At 40.1% G+C, this 18,020-nt stretch carries 18 protein-coding genes and 1 pseudogene; 11 read left to right on the forward strand and 8 right to left on the reverse strand.

Going from position 1 to position 18,020, the window contains the following annotated elements:
- From AC5WOE_RS18360 to AC5WOE_RS18370, 3 genes are all read left to right on the forward strand, one after another.
- Positions 1 to 649: TetR/AcrR family transcriptional regulator (locus tag AC5WOE_RS18360; protein WP_496053192.1), on the forward strand; the 649-nt coding region annotated here is incomplete at its 5' end.
- The gene (locus AC5WOE_RS18365; RefSeq protein ID WP_496050914.1) at positions 646 to 1,530 is read left to right on the forward strand and encodes an ABC transporter ATP-binding protein; all 885 of its coding nucleotides are present in this window, start codon (positions 646 to 648) and stop codon (positions 1,528 to 1,530) included. The genes AC5WOE_RS18360 and AC5WOE_RS18365, both read left to right, overlap by 4 nt.
- A complete protein-coding gene (locus AC5WOE_RS18370; RefSeq protein WP_496050915.1) occupies positions 1,527 to 2,330 on the forward strand; it encodes an efflux permease Rv1217c-related protein in 804 nt (267 codons plus the stop codon). The genes AC5WOE_RS18365 and AC5WOE_RS18370 overlap by 4 nt, the downstream gene beginning before the upstream one ends.
- 182 nt (positions 2,331 to 2,512) lie before the next feature.
- Here AC5WOE_RS18370 and AC5WOE_RS18375 read toward each other — a convergent pair whose 3' ends face one another.
- Positions 2,513 to 3,118 carry a hypothetical protein gene (locus tag AC5WOE_RS18375; protein ID WP_496050916.1) on the reverse strand — a complete coding sequence of 202 codons (606 nt, stop codon included), beginning with the start codon at positions 3,116 to 3,118 and terminating at the stop codon, positions 2,513 to 2,515.
- A gap of 277 nt (positions 3,119 to 3,395) precedes the next feature.
- On the opposite strand from AC5WOE_RS18375, the gene AC5WOE_RS18380 reads away from it, so the two are divergent.
- From AC5WOE_RS18380 to AC5WOE_RS18395, 4 genes and pseudogenes are all read left to right on the forward strand, one after another.
- The gene (locus AC5WOE_RS18380) at positions 3,396 to 4,865 is read left to right on the forward strand and encodes an FAD-binding protein (RefSeq protein WP_496053193.1); all 1,470 of its coding nucleotides are present in this window, start codon (positions 3,396 to 3,398) and stop codon (positions 4,863 to 4,865) included.
- Positions 4,862 to 5,431 (forward strand): MFS transporter, encoded by a 570-nt coding sequence (locus AC5WOE_RS18385; RefSeq protein WP_496053194.1) that lies wholly within the window; start codon positions 4,862 to 4,864, stop codon positions 5,429 to 5,431. The genes AC5WOE_RS18380 and AC5WOE_RS18385 overlap by 4 nt, the downstream gene beginning before the upstream one ends.
- Positions 5,432 to 5,530: 99 nt before the next feature.
- Positions 5,531 to 5,770, forward strand: a complete 240-nt coding sequence (locus tag AC5WOE_RS18390) for a hypothetical protein (protein WP_496050919.1) — start codon at positions 5,531 to 5,533, stop codon at positions 5,768 to 5,770.
- A gap of 185 nt (positions 5,771 to 5,955) precedes the next feature.
- Positions 5,956 to 6,105: pseudogene (locus AC5WOE_RS18395) on the forward strand (GNAT family N-acetyltransferase); the annotation flags it as partial.
- 217 nt (positions 6,106 to 6,322) lie between these two features.
- Here AC5WOE_RS18395 and AC5WOE_RS18400 read toward each other — a convergent pair.
- A complete protein-coding gene (locus tag AC5WOE_RS18400) occupies positions 6,323 to 6,919 on the reverse strand; it encodes a hypothetical protein (RefSeq protein WP_496053195.1) in 597 nt (198 codons plus the stop codon).
- 61 nt (positions 6,920 to 6,980) lie between these two features.
- Positions 6,981 to 7,157 carry a hypothetical protein gene (locus AC5WOE_RS18405; RefSeq protein WP_496050922.1) on the reverse strand — a complete coding sequence of 59 codons (177 nt, stop codon included), beginning with the start codon at positions 7,155 to 7,157 and terminating at the stop codon, positions 6,981 to 6,983.
- Between the two features lie 573 nt (positions 7,158 to 7,730).
- Here AC5WOE_RS18405 and AC5WOE_RS18410 point away from each other — a divergent pair.
- Positions 7,731 to 7,913 (forward strand): hypothetical protein, encoded by a 183-nt coding sequence (locus tag AC5WOE_RS18410; protein ID WP_496053196.1) that lies wholly within the window; start codon positions 7,731 to 7,733, stop codon positions 7,911 to 7,913.
- 144 nt (positions 7,914 to 8,057) lie between these two features.
- Here the strand turns inward: AC5WOE_RS18410 and AC5WOE_RS18415 are convergent, their stop codons facing one another.
- Positions 8,058 to 9,392, reverse strand: coding sequence for a tetratricopeptide repeat protein (locus AC5WOE_RS18415; RefSeq protein ID WP_496053197.1), 1,335 nt, complete (start codon positions 9,390 to 9,392; stop codon positions 8,058 to 8,060).
- 251 nt (positions 9,393 to 9,643) lie between these two features.
- Between AC5WOE_RS18415 and AC5WOE_RS18420 the strand changes: the two genes are divergently transcribed.
- On the forward strand, positions 9,644 to 9,928 hold the full coding sequence (locus tag AC5WOE_RS18420) for a hypothetical protein (RefSeq protein WP_496051284.1): 285 nt from the start codon (positions 9,644 to 9,646) through the stop codon (positions 9,926 to 9,928).
- Between the two features lie 42 nt (positions 9,929 to 9,970).
- Complete coding sequence (locus AC5WOE_RS18425) at positions 9,971 to 10,324, forward strand: hypothetical protein (RefSeq protein ID WP_496053198.1); 354 nt, start codon at positions 9,971 to 9,973, stop codon at positions 10,322 to 10,324.
- A gap of 78 nt (positions 10,325 to 10,402) precedes the next feature.
- Here the strand turns inward: AC5WOE_RS18425 and AC5WOE_RS18430 are convergent, their stop codons facing one another.
- Positions 10,403 to 10,807, reverse strand: a complete 405-nt coding sequence (locus AC5WOE_RS18430; protein WP_496053199.1) for a hypothetical protein — start codon at positions 10,805 to 10,807, stop codon at positions 10,403 to 10,405.
- 210 nt (positions 10,808 to 11,017) lie between these two features.
- On the opposite strand from AC5WOE_RS18430, the gene AC5WOE_RS18435 reads away from it, so the two are divergent.
- Positions 11,018 to 11,308, forward strand: coding sequence for a hypothetical protein (locus AC5WOE_RS18435; protein WP_496053200.1), 291 nt, complete (start codon positions 11,018 to 11,020; stop codon positions 11,306 to 11,308).
- A gap of 329 nt (positions 11,309 to 11,637) precedes the next feature.
- Here the strand turns inward: AC5WOE_RS18435 and AC5WOE_RS18440 are convergent, their stop codons facing one another.
- The 3 genes from AC5WOE_RS18440 to ppc all read right to left on the reverse strand — a co-directional run bounded on the left by AC5WOE_RS18440 (position 11,638) and on the right by ppc (position 18,013).
- The gene (locus tag AC5WOE_RS18440) at positions 11,638 to 13,467 is read right to left on the reverse strand and encodes an APC family permease (protein WP_496053201.1); all 1,830 of its coding nucleotides are present in this window, start codon (positions 13,465 to 13,467) and stop codon (positions 11,638 to 11,640) included.
- 665 nt (positions 13,468 to 14,132) lie between these two features.
- Entirely contained in the window at positions 14,133 to 15,152 is a 1,020-nt protein-coding gene (locus AC5WOE_RS18445) for an NADH:flavin oxidoreductase/NADH oxidase (protein ID WP_496053202.1), read from the reverse strand.
- A 107-nt stretch (positions 15,153 to 15,259) separates the two neighbouring features.
- Positions 15,260 to 18,013, reverse strand: a complete 2,754-nt coding sequence (gene ppc, locus AC5WOE_RS18450; protein WP_496053203.1) for a phosphoenolpyruvate carboxylase — start codon at positions 18,011 to 18,013, stop codon at positions 15,260 to 15,262.
- Positions 18,014 to 18,020: the final 7 nt, after the last annotated feature.

Raw genomic sequence — 18,020 nt, forward strand, 5'->3', positions numbered from 1 at the left:
TGAGACGTTGCTAAATCTGTATAAACAAGTCCCAATAGATAAACGGAATAAGATATTTGAAGCAACGATGAAAGAATTTACGAAGCATACGTATGATAAAGCTTCCACCAATCAAATTATTCAAGAGGCTGGAATTTCAAAGGGGTTGTTGTTTCACTATTTCAAGAGCAAAAAAGATCTCTATCTAGCTACTTATGATCAATGCACCGATATATTTTGGGAGATTTTCCAACCTAGATTGACTAATCTGCCAACGGATTTTTTTGATAGGTTGATAGTTTTATCCAAAACAAAGCTGCAAATCTGCGAAGAAGAACCATTGGTATATGTATTTATTCTTACTGCGTATGAAGATATTCAACATCGATTTCCAGAAGCATTTGAAACTAGGATGGCAGAAGCTGCTAAACTACGAACTCCTATGCTGATGGATGGGATTGATTGGTCTGTTTTTCGGTCAGATATCGATCGAGAAAAAGCATTGCAGTACATCTATTTCAGCTTTGAGTCTATGGCACAACAAATGGTAAAAGAAGCATTACGACAACCCGATAAGGGTCTAAAAAATTGGCATGAAATGATGAAGGATGTGGAGCTGTTGGTAGAAATTTTTCGCCATGGCATTTATCGAAGGGAAGATAAGGGATGATCCAGCTAGAAGGTTTGACCAAACGTTTTTCTAATGGAAAAGGAATCTTTGATATCGAGTTTGACGTTCACGAAGGCGAAGTTTTTGGATTTCTTGGTCCTAATGGTGCAGGTAAGACGACGACCATCCGCCATTTGATGGGTTTCTTTCATCCGACAAAAGGAACAGCGAGAGTAGATGGATTGGATTGTTGGAAAGATGCAGCTCAGATTCAAATAAAAGTCGGATATCTCCCTGGGGAAATCTCGCTGATGGAAAATATGAATGGCTCTGGGCTGATAGAGTTAATCTCTGACATGCGAGGGTTGAAGGAAAAGAAACGGAGAGAGGAATTAATCGAGCGATTTCAATTTGACCCTAGTGTACCGATTCGAAAAATGTCCAAGGGAATGAAGCAAAAAGTAGGGATTGTGCTCGCATTTATGCATGATCCAAGTGTATACATCTTAGACGAACCAACTTCTGGACTCGATCCACTTATGCAAAAGACGTTTGTAGAGCTGATTGAAGAAGAGAAAAAGCGTGGGAAAACAGTTTTGATGTCTTCTCATATGTTTCAAGAAATCGAACGAACCTGTGATCGAGTTGGTTTGATTAAAGATGGACGAATGGTGAGTGTAAGTGATGTTTCCGAAGTGAGGAAGCAGCAGCGCAAAATATTTGTGGTTACACTTGGAAGTCCAAAAGAAGTAGAACAGTTAAAAGCTACAGGGCTACAGATTAGCGGGCAAGAGGGAGAAAGAGTGGAGATAATGGTCAAAGGGAATTACCAATTATTCTTCCAGACGCTCGCGAAGTTTGATGTTCGCAATCTCGATCTGCACACCCAAAACTTAGAAGAATTGTTTATGCATTACTATGATCGGGAGGGGAAATCATGATTGGCTCTTTGTATCGCACCATGATAAAAACCAATGGAAAACTTATGTTATATATGGGTCTTGGCTCCTTTGTCATTATGGTGGCTTATGTGATGCTCTTTCCAACCATTGCGAATCAAAACATGGATCAATTGTTAAAATCAATGCCAGAAGGTGTATTAAAAGCGTTTAATCTCAGTGATGGTTTGAGTACCTTAACAGGCTTTTTAATTGCCGAATTTTACAGCATGATCTACTTGATTTTACTGATCGTGTATAGTGTGCTCACTGCCAATCATCTGGTAGCTCGTTTAGTAGATCGAGGTTCGATGGCCTATCTGATTGCCACTCCAAATACAAGAATCCGTGTCATCCTTACACAAATTTTATTTTTACTGACTGGTTTGGTATTTATTTGTCTTTGTGTTGTGCTAGGTGCGTGGCTTAGTGATACATGGTTTATCGATAAATCGCTGCTTGATATGCATACCTTTCTAAAAATCAATCTGATAGGCTTTCTTACGTTTGCAGTTATAAGTGCTTATAGTTTCTTCTTTTCTTGCCTATTTAATGATGAACGCAGAGCAGTATCCGTTTCAGCTGGTATCACGATCTTATTTCTCATTTTGGACGTTGTGGGAAAAGTGAGTGAAAAGCTGGATTGGCTGCGTAACTTTACAATTTTCCATGCTTTTGATCCGGGGAAGATAGCGGATGGTTCGGTGGATGTTGTTCCCTTGTCCATTGGACTGCTAATAGCAACTGCTTTTTTCTTTCTTATGGCAGTTGTTGTTTTTAGACGTAAAGATCTGCCTGTTTAAGACATGTTTTGGATACAATTTAATCAACTGCCTGTATAAAAAGCATTTTCACATCAATATGGCAAGTGCTTCATTTATATAAAAAAGTTATTATCGGCAGCACATCAGAAGAATATTCCTCTGATGTGCTCACCTACGAGATGGACGTGGTTCTGATGCCTACGCGCTGGCCTTGACGTACTTCACGGCCTCGTGGAATTCCTCGATTCGTCCACAGGGCGGCAGTGGTTGCGCCACAGGATGAGCTTCAGGTTGATCAGCCTGATCCTGAGCTCGGTGGCCTCAAAGGCAAAGGGGTCCTGCTCCTTGAGGTGTTGCTTCTGGCCGTCCCACGCAAGCAGGGAGTCCAACTCCTCATGGCTGCGGAGCCAGCTCGGGGAGAGGAGTGAGTGGAGCCTCGCTTTCCCGTTCTCCTTAATGAAGTAGTCCTCCGCGTACACCGCCAGGAGGTGGAGCTCGATCTCGAAATCGAACACACGGAGGAGCTTGTTGATTTCGTTGTAGTGCGAGGGGTGCTTGGACTCGAAGTCCTTCAGGCTGATCCTGAAGTCGTTCAGCTTCTTCAGCAGTTCGAAGAAGCTGAGCTCCGTCGGTTCCTTGCTTTCGAGCTCCCTCTTCACCTGGGCGATCACATGCTTCTCGCCGTCCGACAGTTCGTTGGTGGCCTCGATGTACGCGATCTGCTCCAGCAGATCCGACTTCGAGAGGTCCCGGCCCAGTACGATGATCAGATTGAGCCAGCCACCACTGGCTTCAGAATACAGCCCGTAGGTGTTGTTGTCAGTCATCTCTAGACCCTTTCCGGTCGAGTTGAACTGGTTGAATCTCTAATTTTATCTTATCATACAGTTTAAAAAGGAACTATTACATTACTATAAGTACATCCTTTAAACAGGTATTTTTCACAAAATAGTACAGTGAACCTTATTAAGGATCACTTTTTTTTTTTGATTTTTTTGTATATACATTGACAATTTACTTTAAAAGTGTAAAATTACACTTAATAAGTCTATTTATACTAGTTAGATTTAATGGAAGAATAAAAATCATTTAAACGGAGGGAGTATGAATCAGAAACTACGTTTGCTTTGGAAAAAGGAGTTCCTTGCTATTGTTTTGCTTTTCACCTTGTGTCTATGGAATTACAAATATACGGATGCGTTAGACCAAGATCCATATCTGATAACCGATTATAGTCGACTGCATCCTGTTAAAGTAGAAAAAGTGGTAGCTGGAAAAGAAGAAGCCCAGTTGATCCAATTAATAAGAGAAGCAAAGAGAAAACATCTGAGCTTATCTATCGCTGGTCAACGTCATAGTCAGGGAGGGCATACGTATTATAAAGACGGCATTGTCATTGATATGACTTCCTACAATAAAATCCTTGCTTTTGATCCAGCTAAAAAGAAAATTACGGTACAAGCTGGGGCAACTTGGAAGGACATCCAAGAAAAGATTAATCCATATCATCTGTCGATTAAAACCATGCAGTCACAAAATATTTTTACAGTAGGTGGATCGATCAGTATCAATGCACATGGTAGGGATATTCGCAATGGGTCAATGATAAAAAGCGTGGAATCTTTTCGTTTGTTGACAGCAGAGGGCAAGATTATTCAAGTTAGCAGGAAGGAAAACGCTGATTTGTTTCCGTTAGTTCTCGGAGGATTTGGGTTGTACGGTGTGATTTTAGATGTGACGCTCACATTGACAGAGGATGAGCTCTATCGTATGATAACCGATTCCGTTTCGGTAGATCATTACACCAATTATTTCCTTCAACAAGTAAAAGGAAATCCGCAGATGCGGATGCATATCGCGAGGATCTCCATAGCACCAAGTAATTTTCTTCAAGATATGTATGTCTTGAATTATAAACAAGAAAAATCCGAACCCCTTACAAAGTATAATCAGTTGGAAGAACGCGAAAAATGGGTCATTCCTTCTAAAATAGGATTTCAGATAAATCGGAATTTTGACTGGGGAAAAGAAGTGTTTTGGAAGTTACAGCGAAAGTTTATCTTTTCTCAGAACAATAAACTGATAAGTCGCAATAATGCAATGCGTTCAGAAAGCGAATTTATGGAGTATAACGGGACAGGAGAAAATGATTTACTGCAAGAGTACTTTATCCCTATTCACCAGTTTGCCCCATTTGTTGCCGATATGAGAAAAGTGTTACAGGGTTCCAATGTAAATCTATTAAATATTACCGTTCGATATGTGAACAAAGATCAAGAAGCGACATTATCTTATGCGAACTCGGATATGTTTGCCCTTGTTTGCCTGTTCCATGTTTCCCTCGATGATAAAGGGCAACGATCATTTCGGGGACATATACAGCAAATCATCGATGTTGTAGAAAAATATCATGGAACTTACTATCTTCCCTATGCACCTTATCCAACTGTCAAACAATATCAACGAGCATATCCAAACTATCAGCGGTTCTATCAAAAAAAGAATCAATATGACCGTGATCGCCTGTTCATGAATTATTTTTATCAACAATATGTAAAGGAGAGCGGGTCGTGAAAATTAAATGGCTCATCCGGTCACAGAGTATCGTCACGTTAGCATCCGGGATGATCTATCCGTATTATCTGTTATTTTTAAAAAATTTAGGGAATAGTTATTCCAAATATGGACTAGCCTTTGCAGTTTTTACGTTGAGTTCTGCCATCACTTCCCAAGTTCTAGCATCACGTCTCGACAGCAGAGCACATGAAATATTGGTACTCAGCTCCATTGGAATGATGATCGCTATGTTTGCCTTTCCGTGGGTACTTCAGTTTGCATGGGTAATCGTGCTCCAACTTTTGATGGGAATATGTAATGCGATGCAGAGGATGAGTGAGCGGGTATTATTAGCAGACCATACCCTTGAGGGAGATCGAGGGAAGGATATCGGCAGTTATCACTTCTGGACATCCATAGCTTCTGGATTTGCCGTTATTGTGGGAGGTTATTTGATCGACTGGTTAACCATTGATGTTTTATTTTATATAAGTGCTGCATTGTATGGGGTGAGCGCTTGGATGATTGGGAGAAATAGCAAAATACAAGCAAAAAGTAAGCTTTTTTCGATAGAAAAGGTTTGATGAATCCATATTGGTGATGGAAAAAGAGATGATAATGCGTATTTTAAACGATTATGCTATTCTTAAAATAAGCAAGCTCTGATGCAAAATGGAGAGTCCATGGTTGAAGCAAGTATCAGCGATCAAATCCTCCAAGCTGGAATCGATCTGATCAAGGCCAATGCCAGTTCGGTCGCGGAAATCGTGATCTACTACTGTGAATTCAGTGAGGGTATGGTCTATCTGGCGATGAACGCCAAATGTGAGGAGCTGCTAGGTGTTAGCCTGAATGCTTCCCATCCCCTCCCATATGATGCGTACTTGGCATGCATCGTGGAGGCTTTCCAACAGGGCCGGTGAGAACTGGGAGTTGCCTCCTAGCATATCTGAGCAGCCTAAGCTGTTCAGATGCCCGATAATAAGAATATTTATATAAAGAAGAGTCATTCTTTTGGAATGACTCTTTACAGTTGCAAAGTAAATCAATACACCGAAAGAACACTGAAATGTATTTCTTATAATTAGTAAAATACTTAGATAAGTACGCTGGACAACTAAATTTACAGATTATGAAATATAGAGATGAAAACATCGGATATGTAAATCTATATTATTTAATTCCGTTATACAGGGGAAAAGGTTACGGAAAATACCTTCATGAATATGCTATGAATTTATCAAAACAAAAGGAGTAAGCGAATATCATTTGAGAGTTTCTCCGTTGAATCAGCAGGCAATAGCATTTTATAAAAAATGGAATGAGAGAAGTGGGTTTAGAAGTTGATGGGAAAGTTATTAGAATGAAAGGCAAAGTGATGGATAAATTTGAATTTTCCCCATAGGATGTGGAATGTTCGATCTGAATTTATATATCTTACTTTCATTCCATGAATCTGGTTAATCCACTGCGTTCTAGTTCTCTATCATAATTGATTTACTAGGTGTGTATATATGTTGATTTTCCAGTTCAATAGTCATTTTTAGAATTTGTTGAAAAAATCGTAAGGACTGCACATCTTCATAATCTAACTTACATAGTTGTTCTATGTTTCTGCGATGGTAACGTATTTGTAGGGTGTCTATTTCTGGGTAGGGGTACTTGTCCCACAGCCAAAGGACATCTTCTATTAGCGTATCAATGGAGCTTGCACAATGTATTCCACAGTAGTATAATCCTACATTTTGTAAAGATAAAGCAGGTTTATCTGATGTTGCAAAGTGGAGTTTTACAAAATAATCGACTGCTTTTGGAGGAAACCCTAGTGTTAAGCCTAACACTCGAATGTGTTCAGGATTCAGTGGATCCGGATTTCTGTCCATTCTATCTAAAAAACGTTCTTTTCCTAACTCATCCTGAAAAAATATGTATTCGTTAAAATTTGGTCGTTCTTGAAGAGTAAAGAATGGGTACTTTTCTTTCAGATAATGAATCATTTTGTACCTATCATTCGTCATTACTGCTGGTTTCATTCCCATGATAAATGCCTGTTCAGATTGGAAGCAATCCAAAAGAAATCATCTCCTTATAAATAAGGATAGAAGACGAAAAGCCTTCTACCCTGCTAGATTCCTATCTTACTTCTTCTCCGCAGCCCCAATTCGTACACTGGTAATGATTCCCGTTCCACTCGAAGTTGGAAAGTTTACCACACGCTGCACAATGACCAGTGTAAGATTTTTTCTCTTCTTTTTCGTCTTTGTCCTTGTTGTCACTGCCCCAGAACATCGATACACCTAGATAAAGCATACCTTTCACCTCTTAGAATGAAGTAGGTGGGTGACAAGTGTTGAAAGGATGTTACGAGTACAGTTTCAAAGTTACTTCCTATATTATGATAGATTGGTTTCTAAAACCACCTCTATTTTAAAGAGTATCACAGTGATAGATGGAAAACTATGTAAATATCCTCCCGCCCCCACCATTTACCGAAAGCCGAAAAACCGAAACGTTTCGGTTTTTCGGTACATTCGAGAGAGGGGTAACTTGTTTTCTGATTCTGTTTTAAACCTTGTGAGAAAATGAGGTGAATCATCCTTTAAATACAGAAAATTGTTATAATATAGTTTGCCTATAATGTATTTAGGTAAGACGGAGGGTGTTTATTTTTGAGTAAGAAAATAATATGGTGGATACTTGGTTCAATATCATTTAGGATTGGCAATCTATTTTTGCTCAAGTAGAGTATTAGATTTAAAAGTGGAACTTTTGATACAATATACAATAGTAAAAGTAATCGATAACGAATTTAATTTTTGGTTATGAACTTATAAGATTTTCTCTCGTATACATTCTCGAAAAACATAGGAAAGTGGCGATGATATGAATAAAAGTCTGATTTTGATATTATGTATCTCCTTCCTCTTGATCGCAGGGGGATGTTCATTTGGAATGGATTATCCTTGTAGTTGTGTACCACCAAAACCGCCAAAGCAAGAACAACAGAACAATGCATGGGGATTAAAGCAAGTGGTATGGGATAATAAGGAGAAAGTACAAATGTAAAAGGGGATGTATTCGTGATGGATACATCCCTTTTATACGTAATTAGTAGTCTCAATAAATTAAAAGTAACTCAGTGATAATGATTAATTATTTGTTTCATCATCGACTCCTTTTCTTTGGATCAAAATACATCCTATGCGTTCTTTAAAGTATGTCATAAATCTCATCCTCACTTGTGATTTTAAGGTCATTTTGAATTTCAAACATTTGTTTCATAGATTTTAAAAAATCCTCATTCATATTTAGAATATCATAACAGCGAGTTAATCTTGATAAAGCGGTGTATCTCCTATTTTGAAATCCATGTTTTTCTGTTAATTCGACAGCTTCTTGATAATATGGAATAGCATTTTTCCATTGTTTTTGTTTATAGAGGGCATCGCCCAATACAATTAATGCCCTTGATAAACGAAAAATATCTGAAATGTCTCGACTGATGCACATAGCTTTAGTTGAATGTTCAATTGATGCTTTCCAATTTTTCTGATTAGAGAACAAAATACCAAGATAAGTATGAGCATCTACATGTCTTCTTGGGAACTCCTGATCCTGATCCATGCTAATAACCATTTGAAAACGAGTTAAAGCTTGATCGATTTTTCTTTGTTTTAGAAGAATGCTTCCCATTACATTGATTAGATCAAGATGTCGGTTTTGTATTTGGGTTTTACGAGCAAGTTGAATACCTTCATTACAAATTGAAGTAGCTTCTTTGAACATGTCTCGTTCACGTAAAATAATGGAACGAAATTTGTATAAATCTAAAACGACTTTTTTTTGATCAATTGCTTCTATAGATTCCCACACTTCATTGAGAATTTGTGCCGCATGATCTGATTTTGATGATTTCATTAGATATAGTATTTTATTACTCAATAATGAGTTTCGGATATCTGATCTATCCAATGTCTCATGGTATTCATTTAAGCCGATATTGACATATTTAAGAGCCTGTTGTAAATCATTTTGATTGAAACAACAGATACTTAATTGGTTATAGCATGCAGCTATGATGTTATCTGTTAATTCGATTTGATGTTGCTTAATTAAACGTAAAGCAGTTTCAAAGTTTTTACTTGCTCTTTTCCAATCCATATAGTTATTCATGAAACCTTTTAAATAAAACTCAAAAGGTGCAAGTGGATGGAACTCATCGATCTGAATAAGATCTAGTTGTTTTTTCGCGGAATTTGTGAGTCCTAATTCCAAAAGTGATTCGATACATTCTAAAGAAAACTGTAATTCAACAATGGATTCCTTTTCTTCCTTAATCAACTGATTAAGTTGAAATCGACTTAATCCAATTTTCTTTAGTAAATAATCGAATGTTTCATCACGGACTTCTTCTCCTCTTTCAAAATTGGAGATTGTTGATGATGAAATATAATGATCTTCTATATCCTTTAAACGAAGTCCCTTTTTCTTTCTAACCTTACGAACAGTGTATCGAGCCATATACTCATCCGAATAATCTCTCAAAAGTACTCACTCCCATATTATACTACCAATAATAGTACTTCACAAAATAATCAGATAAAGTGAAATCCTCTGTTTTAAGTAATTTCTTAGATTGAAATTTATCCCAATTACGAAACCATTGTAAAATCGCAAGTGATAAATTTGAAATGTTTTCCCATTTTACTAAAAAAGTTAAAATGACTGAAATCCATAGTTAGTAATAAATAGAATATATAATTTAATTAGTTAACTTGATAGTGGAGGTGTATAAAATGAGTGAAACTTCTTCCAAAGATAAAAGAATCAACCTATCTGCTTTACTCGATCAGCCAGAGTATATTAGCAAGATTGAGGTGACTGCTGGAGAGATGCATAAACGCAATTCCACTTCTTTTCAATGTTCATTTGAATATAAACCTAACATCGTTCAAGCAGTAGTTAACTTAGAAACTCCTAGCGGTGAGCTTTTAAGGATTCCCTTAAGTAAAGTAAACAAAGTAGTGGTGGAGAGTAATACAGTAACGATCAAAGGTTTGAATTACGACATTTTTTCCTAGTTCCAATGGATATATTTCACACGAGACAGGAGGAAGAAAAAATTGGAGTGGGACGATGTGATGGAATGGAGTGAAAAATTAGCGGAATATTTCGTCTATTATGCTGGTGAAGAAATTCATTATGTCTTGCTCATTGAACAACTGCGATTAGCGGAAACTCGCTCTGATTTTTTGAAAGCGGTTCAAATTCTTATTAACGATGGGAAATTACAGGTGAAACAGTGTGCAGCAGAGATCGATCAAGCAAGCATTGATGGGCTGTTGCAATTTATTTGTACTGGTGATATCACACAGGTCAGCCAGTTTCGTTCTGCTTTGAGTCATCATATTTGGATATATGAACTGGAGAAAATTCAGAAGCAAGATTGCTATTTAAGGGAGCTGCTATCTCAGTAGGTGTAAAATTTTGATTTCAAAAAGCAGCGACCTCCATCCGTTGAACACGGGAGGAGGCCGGTCTGTTGTCCGCTGGAGCTACTGCTGACGTTTCTCGTTCAGCTCTTGCTCCGCCCTGTCCACCAAACGCTTGCCGAGCAGACCCAGAACGACGGCAATACTGCCGATCGAGACGACCACGTACCAGACATTGACGACGAATGCGATCACCACGAAGCCGAGAGCGAACACAGCACCCACCACGATCAACGACAGGTTCATCGGGTCGAGGAGGGAGACGATCTTGGCATTTACCTCTTGGCGACTGGGAGCCAAAACGATCAGCAGGGCGGTGAAGATAGGGACAAAAACCGCCACAGGAATCAAGCACAACCAGGTGTTGAACTGGAACAACTTCGGATATCCGATGAGAGCCATGGACTGCAAAGGAAGCCCCCAGAGGACGACCTTCTTTGCATTCTCCTTGTTCCTGAGGTTAAGCATCAGAAGTGCTCCTTGAGTGTATCTGCCCATGAGACAGGGGACAACAGTTTGATCTTAATCATATCATATAAATTTATTATTTAGACATCTATGAGCTTCCTCTAGCAGGCAAAAAGACCTGAACTCCTAGTTTAGCTTTTATTCAGCTTGAAATTTTTTTATACTATACTTGTAAGCTGAAGAACCAATGCAATGGAACAAGGGGATCTCATGTCTGTTACATCCATTACAGTTGTGGCCACCGTCGATGAGAAATGTTGTCGAGTTACGTTTTGCCCTGACTATGAACCCATTGTCCGTTTGGATAAAAAGGAGATCGAAGGCCGAGCAGCATCCACGCTGGCAGCTAGGATCAAGCAAAAGCTAGACGATTCCAGCAGCGAGCCCGACGTCGTGATTCAGTCAATCACGATGAAGGAATCAGGAGTTGTCCGGAACATTAGCCTGAGTGCTAGTGGTGGTGGTATTGCTGCTCTCGTCATTGGAGATGTTCATTTGTAATCAACGGTAGCCTCTGATTGGTTCAACTCTCTGTCAGCGCCAATAGTGGAGCTGACAGAGAGCAAGTAAAGAAGAATTCATATATTTTTATAAATGGAAAACAAGCCATTACAAGCAAAAAAATGTTCTGTGATGGCTTGTTTGATTTGTGTGAATTTTTTGCATCCAACTAATACATATTCCAATACGGTTGATGGGAGACTTTTCGATTTCGTGGCGGGGTTTCTGCGACAGACAGCAAAAATAAGATTTAAAGAAAGTTTCCTTTAATGGGAATTAAAAAAGCCAAATGTCACTGCTTCAGAGCATTTGGCTGTGCTAGAGAGAACTTATTCCTCCAACTGATAAGGAACAATCGTCACAATAATATTTCTCCTGCGAAGTACATTTGCCATGATGAGAAAGCCGGATTGGTTATGGAGAAATCTTTGCCACCATCTCTTAGCGATAAATTGCGGCATGATAACAGTGACTTGGGAATGAGATGCATCTGCTTTTTCTTTGACTACATCGATAAATTGACTGAGTGGGGTCAGGACACTGCGATAAGGAGACATCAAGCCGACTAATTTTACACCAGTATCCCAGTTTCTCCAGTTTTTCTCTAACTCTTTAATGGACTCTTGACTGGAACCAACATAAACAGCGATCACATTATCGGATAACGATTTTGCATATAAGATCGACTGTTTTACCACTTTTGTTATTCCGGCGACAGGGACAATCACGATATTTTTTCCACTCGCAATGGTGCTGAGTTTCTCGGATATATCCGTTTCTAATTGATTTCCGACGGCAGTGTAGTGTTTGTGGATTTTATGGAAGATATAAACAGCAAGTGGGATAAAAATGAGACTCATCCACACCTGCCCAAATTTCGTGATAAAAAAGATGGCGAGAATCAAATAACAGATCAATGCCCCTGTAAGGTTAATCGCTAGTTTTCCCATCCACCCTTTTGGTTTTGTTTTGCTCCATTTGACGATCATTCCTGTTTGCGAAAGTGAAAAGGGGATAAAAACACCAACAGCATAAAGAGGAATCAGATTTTCCGTATTCCCTTCAAAGACAATAATTAAGATAATCGATGCCAATGCAAGGGTGATGATCCCATTGGAATATCCCAATCGATCCCCTCTCACTTTAAAAGCACGGGGCATATATTTATCTCTAGCTAGGTTAAATGCTAGTAATGGAAATGCGGCGAAACCAGTGTTAGCTGCTAGGACTAAAATAAGTGCAGTTGTTGCTTGGATAAAATAATAGAAGAAATTTCGTCCAAATACCGATGAGCTCAACTTGGAAAGTACGGTTTCTTTTTCTTGTGGGGCGATTCCGTACCAGTAACATAAAAAGACGATTCCTGTCAAAAGAAGTCCTAAAATGATTCCCATAATGGATAAAGTAAATGCTGCATTTTTCGGAGCAGGTTCCTTAAAATTGGGAACAGCATTGGACATTGCTTCTACTCCAGTAAGAGCGGAGCAGCCAGAAGAAAACGCTTTTAAAATGAGAAATAAACTAATCCCCATCACAGGAGTTCCTATTGCTGGATGTATTTGTGCAGATATATGTCCTGTTAATACTTGATAAAGTCCAGTGATAATCAAGATCGCGAGGGCGACGACAAAGGCATACACTGGATATGCCAAGATGGAAGCGGATTCGGTTAAGCCTCTTAAGTTTACTACGGTAATAAACACTACCAGCCCTACTGCAATCCATACTCGATAAGGATGCAATTCAGGGAAAGTGGAAGAAATCGCGTCTGTACCTGCGGATACGCTCACGGCAACGGTTAGTACATAGTCAATTAGCAATGATCCTCCCGCAAAAAGACCAAATTTCGTCCCTAAATTTTCTTTTGCAACCATATAAGCGCCGCCGCCACCCGGGTAGGCGTAGATGATTTGTCTGTAAGAGAGGATCAGAGCGGCTAAAAGAATAAGCACGCCGACTGCAATTGGTAAGGAATACCAAAAAGCGATGACACTAATACTCGCTAATACGATCAAAATCTGCTCTGGACCATAGGCGATGGAAGAGAGAGCATCCGAGGAGAGAATCGCTAAAGCCTTTGCGTTACTTAATTTTTGTTCCTGCGCTTCAGTAGATTTCATCGGTTTCCCGATGATAATCCGTTTGAATTTCTTAAACATCCAATTCCCCCATCATTTTTATCATCCAGATTAGATAAATTTCATATATCTGTTAACCTTAAAAAGCATTATATCACTTGTATGGAAGTCCCATTTTTGAGTCTTGGTAAAGATTCGAATGCCAGATAGACTAGCTATTCTGCAATAAAAAACAATAAACCTTTCGCGCAATGGAAATTGCATCAAAAGGTTTATCGGAAAAGCTATATGAAATAGAAATCTCCACTTATTTCGGGACTCCACGATCTACAGTTGTAGTTCGCGGAGGTGGACGACGCGTCAGAGAAGACCGATGATCAGAGAGTGACGATCCGTCGCCGCTGTTGCCGACCGACGGCAGACCGCTGAGCACGACCGGCTTGAGCTCCGGCTTGGGGAGCTGAGGCGCCGGCTGGGGCACGTTCATCTGCTGCTGCGCGTAGGCGAGGAACTGCACGGCCGGGTGCTCGACCTTGCGGGAGCGACGGGAACAGGCGGTGAGGAACAGGTGGACGATCTTCATGAGAACTCTAATTTGGGTCGTTCGATTGATGATATATTCATCTTACCATATTATTTAAAAATCGTGATTACACTTTGATCGTTTTTGCGAACCAATGCTGATAAAGTGCTATCAAACAGAAAGACCTTCTATATATAAACTTAGAAGATCTTTCTAAAAGTGGTCAAAATCCACGCTCATATTGTTTTGGAATCAAGCTTATTCGTTCTTCTCCTTCCAGTGCATGTAATGCCCAATATGGGTCACGCAGCATCGCCCGCCCGATGGCCACTAGATCCGCATCTTCGTTGGCAATTGTCGCTTCTGCTAGAGCAGGGTCATCGAGAATACCGACAGCGATGACAGGTATTTGCAGTGCTTGTTTGATCGCTCTTGCATACGGGACTTGGTATCCGGGATGATTCGCAGGTTTCTTCTTACCAGCAGGGCCCTCGCCTCCACTGCTGACATCAAACATATCTACCCCTGCTTCTCGATAACGGCGGCACAGTTCGATGCTATGTTCCAGATCATAACCGCCATCCATGTATTCTACGGCTGAAATTCGCATGATCAGTGGCATTCCTTCCGGCATCACACTTTTGATTGCTTGAATGACTTCTACGCCAAATAGAGCTGAGTCTTGACCGTATTCATCATCTCTTTGGTTAATTCCCGGGGAGTGAAATTGATGAATCAAATAACCATGAGCGCCATGGACTTCGATTGTGTCAACTCCTGCCTCTATTGCGCGGACAGCTGCTTCTTTGAACATCTGCACCCGTTCTTTTACTTCCGCTGTAGTCAATGCTCTCGGTTGTTTGTAATGCTTATTGGCTGCGATTGGAGAAGAGGACAGCGGTACGGCTGCATCTTCTGCTTTTCTGCCAGCATGGGCGATTTGGATGCCGATTTTGGCTCCATATTTATGTACTTCATCGATAATCCGGCGAAAGGCTGGAATTTGTTCATCTGACCAAAGTCCTAGGTCGTAATCGCTGATTCGTCCATCTGGTTCAATATCTGTCATCTCCATGATGATTAGTCCTGTTCCGCCGACAGCCCGGGAAACATAGTGGACAAAATGCCAGTCGTTTGGTTTACCATCCTTTGCTTCAACGGAATATTGACACATGGGAGGCATGACAATTCTATTTTTAAGCTGTAAATTTTTGAGTTGGAAAGAACGACCGAGGTTACTCAAAAGTAAAAACCCCTTTCTGTTTAATGTTAACCTTCTTACTTTAACATATTCACTAATTAATTGTAAGTGAATAAAAAAAACCCATCTCCTAGAGATGGGAATAAAATTCAACCAGTATTACGAAGTCCTGCGGCAATCCCATTGATCGTTTGCAAAACTTGTTCTAAGAGATAGGGATTTTCTGTGTTGTCTTGATCCTGTCTTCGTAATTGTAATAAGTGAACTTGGATTAAACTCAATGGGTCTACATAAGGATTTCGTAGTACGATGGATTCTTGGATGACGGTATTTTGTTCTAAAAGCTCCGTTTGTTCGGTAATCGCTAAAATCTGTTGTTTCGTTAAGTCAAATTCGTTCTCAATCAACTGATGGATTTGTTTGGCATGTTCTTGATCATGGGCAAGAGAAGTGTATTGCTCCGCGATCACCATATCTGCTTTGGAGAGTGCCATTTGCAAATTATTGATAAGCGTAGAGAAAAATGTCCATTTTTGATACATTTCTTGTAAAATGCCAAGTCCAGCTTTGTTTTCTGCTAAATAGGTTGCAAGCCCAGTACCCGCCGCATACCAAGCTGGAAAGAGATATCTTGTCTGCGTCCATGAGAAAACCCAAGGGATGGCACGCAGGTCGGAAAATTTTTGGCTGTTTTTCCGTTTCGTCGGCCTTGAACCGATATTCAGCTCGCCTATCTCGGGTAAGGGTGTAGCCTCTTGGAAAAAGGGAATAAAAAATGGATCATGGAACACCAACTGTTGATAATGCTGCAAAGAGTGGCTGGAGATTATCTCCATTGTTTTCATCCACTCTGGGTTTATTTCCGTTTGTTCTTTATTTAAAGCAGTAGCAACGGAGTGTAAGTAGGTAGAAGTTGCTTGTTCCAAACTTCGCAATGCAATAGGCTTCATTGCGTATCGGGAAGACAGTACTTCACCTTGTTCGGTAATTTTCACCCCGCCGAGTACTGTATGAGGAGGGTTTGCCATAATGCTTTGATGGAGTGGCCCGCCACCTCTGCCAAGTGCTCCGCCTCTGCCGTGAAAAAACTTCACGTCGAGATTGTATTTTTTTGCTAAGCGCCACAAACGCATCTGAGCGCGGTATAATTCCCAGTTTGCACTGATCATCCCACCATCTTTATTGCTGTCGGAGTAGCCTAAAGTGATCTCTTGATATGCTCTTCCATTTACAATCCCTGGTTTAAACATTGGATTTTGAAAGTATCTCTCCATGATTTCCTCTGCTCGATGCAGATCATCAATGGTCTCCAGTAATGGTACAACATGCAGACGGGAGTCATGGTGGTGACGATACAATCCCACTTCTTTTGCGAGTAATACGACTTCTAAAAGATCGCTTGTGCCTTGTGTCATACTGATGAGGTAGTTGGAAATACAGTTTTCCCCGAATTCTTCCTTTGCTTTGACTGCAAGGTGGAACAGCTCTAATAGCTGTTTTGTATCTGCTGAATAATCCATGAAATGGGATGTAAGCGGCCTTGGATCTGCCAGTAAGTCTGTCAGTAATTCTATTTTTTTCTCTTCCGATAGGGTGGAGTAGCCGCTTGTTATTTGCAGCGTATCTAAAATTTCATCGATTGCTTTTTCGTGTTCCCCGCTGTGTTGCCGCAGGTCAAGCGACAAAAGATGAAATCCAAATATCTCCACTTGGTGAATCAACTTATCGATCTCGCTAATGGCGATGCCCACTGGTTGATGACTTTGCAGACTTGCTTGAATCAGCATTAAGTCTGCTAAAAAAGCATTAGGGTTGGCATAGACACCAGCATCGGTTTTTTGCAGACGGGTATGTTTCAATCTCGCTAAAACATACGTACATTTGATCCGATAAGGTTCTTCTTGGTTTCGCCAGATTCCTTTTGACAGATCATCAGCGTTAACTTCTTCTCGGTCTTTTTTAATCGAAGCCAGTAACTCATTAGAAATCTTTACTCGCTCAGAAGAGTGACTCATATAAGGGAGCAAATCTTCCATCTTTTGCTCGTATTTGCGAATCACCAAATCTCGCTGCATGACTAGGGTTTGCCAAGTGACTGCTGGTGTAACGGACGGATTCCCATCTCGATCTCCCCCAATCCAAGAACCGAATCTTAGGAAGGATGGCACGTTCCAGTTGTGCTCTGGATAATATGTTGTTAAACACCGCCCCAGCTCTTGATGTACACGTGGAAGTACATCGAACAACGTTTGATCCATATAATATAATCCGTTGCTCACTTCATCCAAAACAGTAGGTTTCCTTTTTCGCAGAGGGTCTGTTTGCCAAAGGGTACTGATTTCTGAAAATAGCGCATGATACAGTTCTCTATGTTCTTCACTGTCTTCATCCATTTGATCGAGTTGTATCAGTTGATTGGCAATTCGTTTATGGATATTGAGTACGGATCGGCGTGCAGCTTCCGTTGGATGAGCAGTGATGATCAATTCTAATGATAAAAAGGAGAGAATTTGCTCCACTTCATTTGCTGATACACCTGATTCATGCCAGTTTTGAATGGTACTTTCAATGGAAAATTGTTGGATTTCTCCTTCTTTGGAGCGGCGATGATATCGATTGCGACGCATGCGATGGTTTTGTTCTGCGATATTTACTAATTGAAAATAGATAGAAAATGCGCGAATTACATCGTAGCGCATATCGGGTTCCAGCTGTTCAATTTCATGGATACAAGTCGCAAGTAATTCTGGATGGAATTCTGTTCTTAGTCGTTTGGTTAATTCCCTAATTCGTTCTACATGGTGAAATAATGCATCTCCACCGAGTTGTGTGAGAACATCACCTAAAATGTTGCCGAGGAAACGAACATCTCTGCGCACTAACGAATTTTGCTTGGTAAGCATGTGAAAA

The sequence above is a fragment of the Shimazuella sp. NTD248 genome (genome assembly GCF_059510395.1).

Excerpts from the sequence above, each read along its gene's own strand:
- AC5WOE_RS18390 (WP_496050919.1), top strand. The coding sequence starts at position 5,531 with ATGGTTGAAGCAAGTATCAGCGATCAAATCCTCCAAGCTGGAATCGAT.
- AC5WOE_RS18435 (WP_496053200.1), top strand. The coding sequence starts at position 11,018 with ATGTCTGTTACATCCATTACAGTTGTGGCCACCGTCGATGAGAAATGT.
- AC5WOE_RS18365 (WP_496050914.1), top strand. The coding sequence starts at position 646 with ATGATCCAGCTAGAAGGTTTGACCAAACGTTTTTCTAATGGAAAAGGA.
- AC5WOE_RS18420 (WP_496051284.1), top strand. The coding sequence starts at position 9,644 with ATGAGTGAAACTTCTTCCAAAGATAAAAGAATCAACCTATCTGCTTTA.
- AC5WOE_RS18375 (WP_496050916.1), bottom strand. The coding sequence starts at position 3,118 with ATGACTGACAACAACACCTACGGGCTGTATTCTGAAGCCAGTGGTGGC.
- AC5WOE_RS18410 (WP_496053196.1), top strand. The coding sequence starts at position 7,731 with ATGAATAAAAGTCTGATTTTGATATTATGTATCTCCTTCCTCTTGATC.
- AC5WOE_RS18430 (WP_496053199.1), bottom strand. The coding sequence starts at position 10,807 with ATGCTTAACCTCAGGAACAAGGAGAATGCAAAGAAGGTCGTCCTCTGG.
- AC5WOE_RS18405 (WP_496050922.1), bottom strand. The coding sequence starts at position 7,157 with ATGCTTTATCTAGGTGTATCGATGTTCTGGGGCAGTGACAACAAGGAC.
- AC5WOE_RS18380 (WP_496053193.1), top strand. The coding sequence starts at position 3,396 with ATGAATCAGAAACTACGTTTGCTTTGGAAAAAGGAGTTCCTTGCTATT.
- AC5WOE_RS18440 (WP_496053201.1), bottom strand. The coding sequence starts at position 13,467 with ATGTTTAAGAAATTCAAACGGATTATCATCGGGAAACCGATGAAATCT.
- AC5WOE_RS18370 (WP_496050915.1), top strand. The coding sequence starts at position 1,527 with ATGATTGGCTCTTTGTATCGCACCATGATAAAAACCAATGGAAAACTT.
- ppc (WP_496053203.1), bottom strand. The coding sequence starts at position 18,013 with ATGCTTACCAAGCAAAATTCGTTAGTGCGCAGAGATGTTCGTTTCCTC.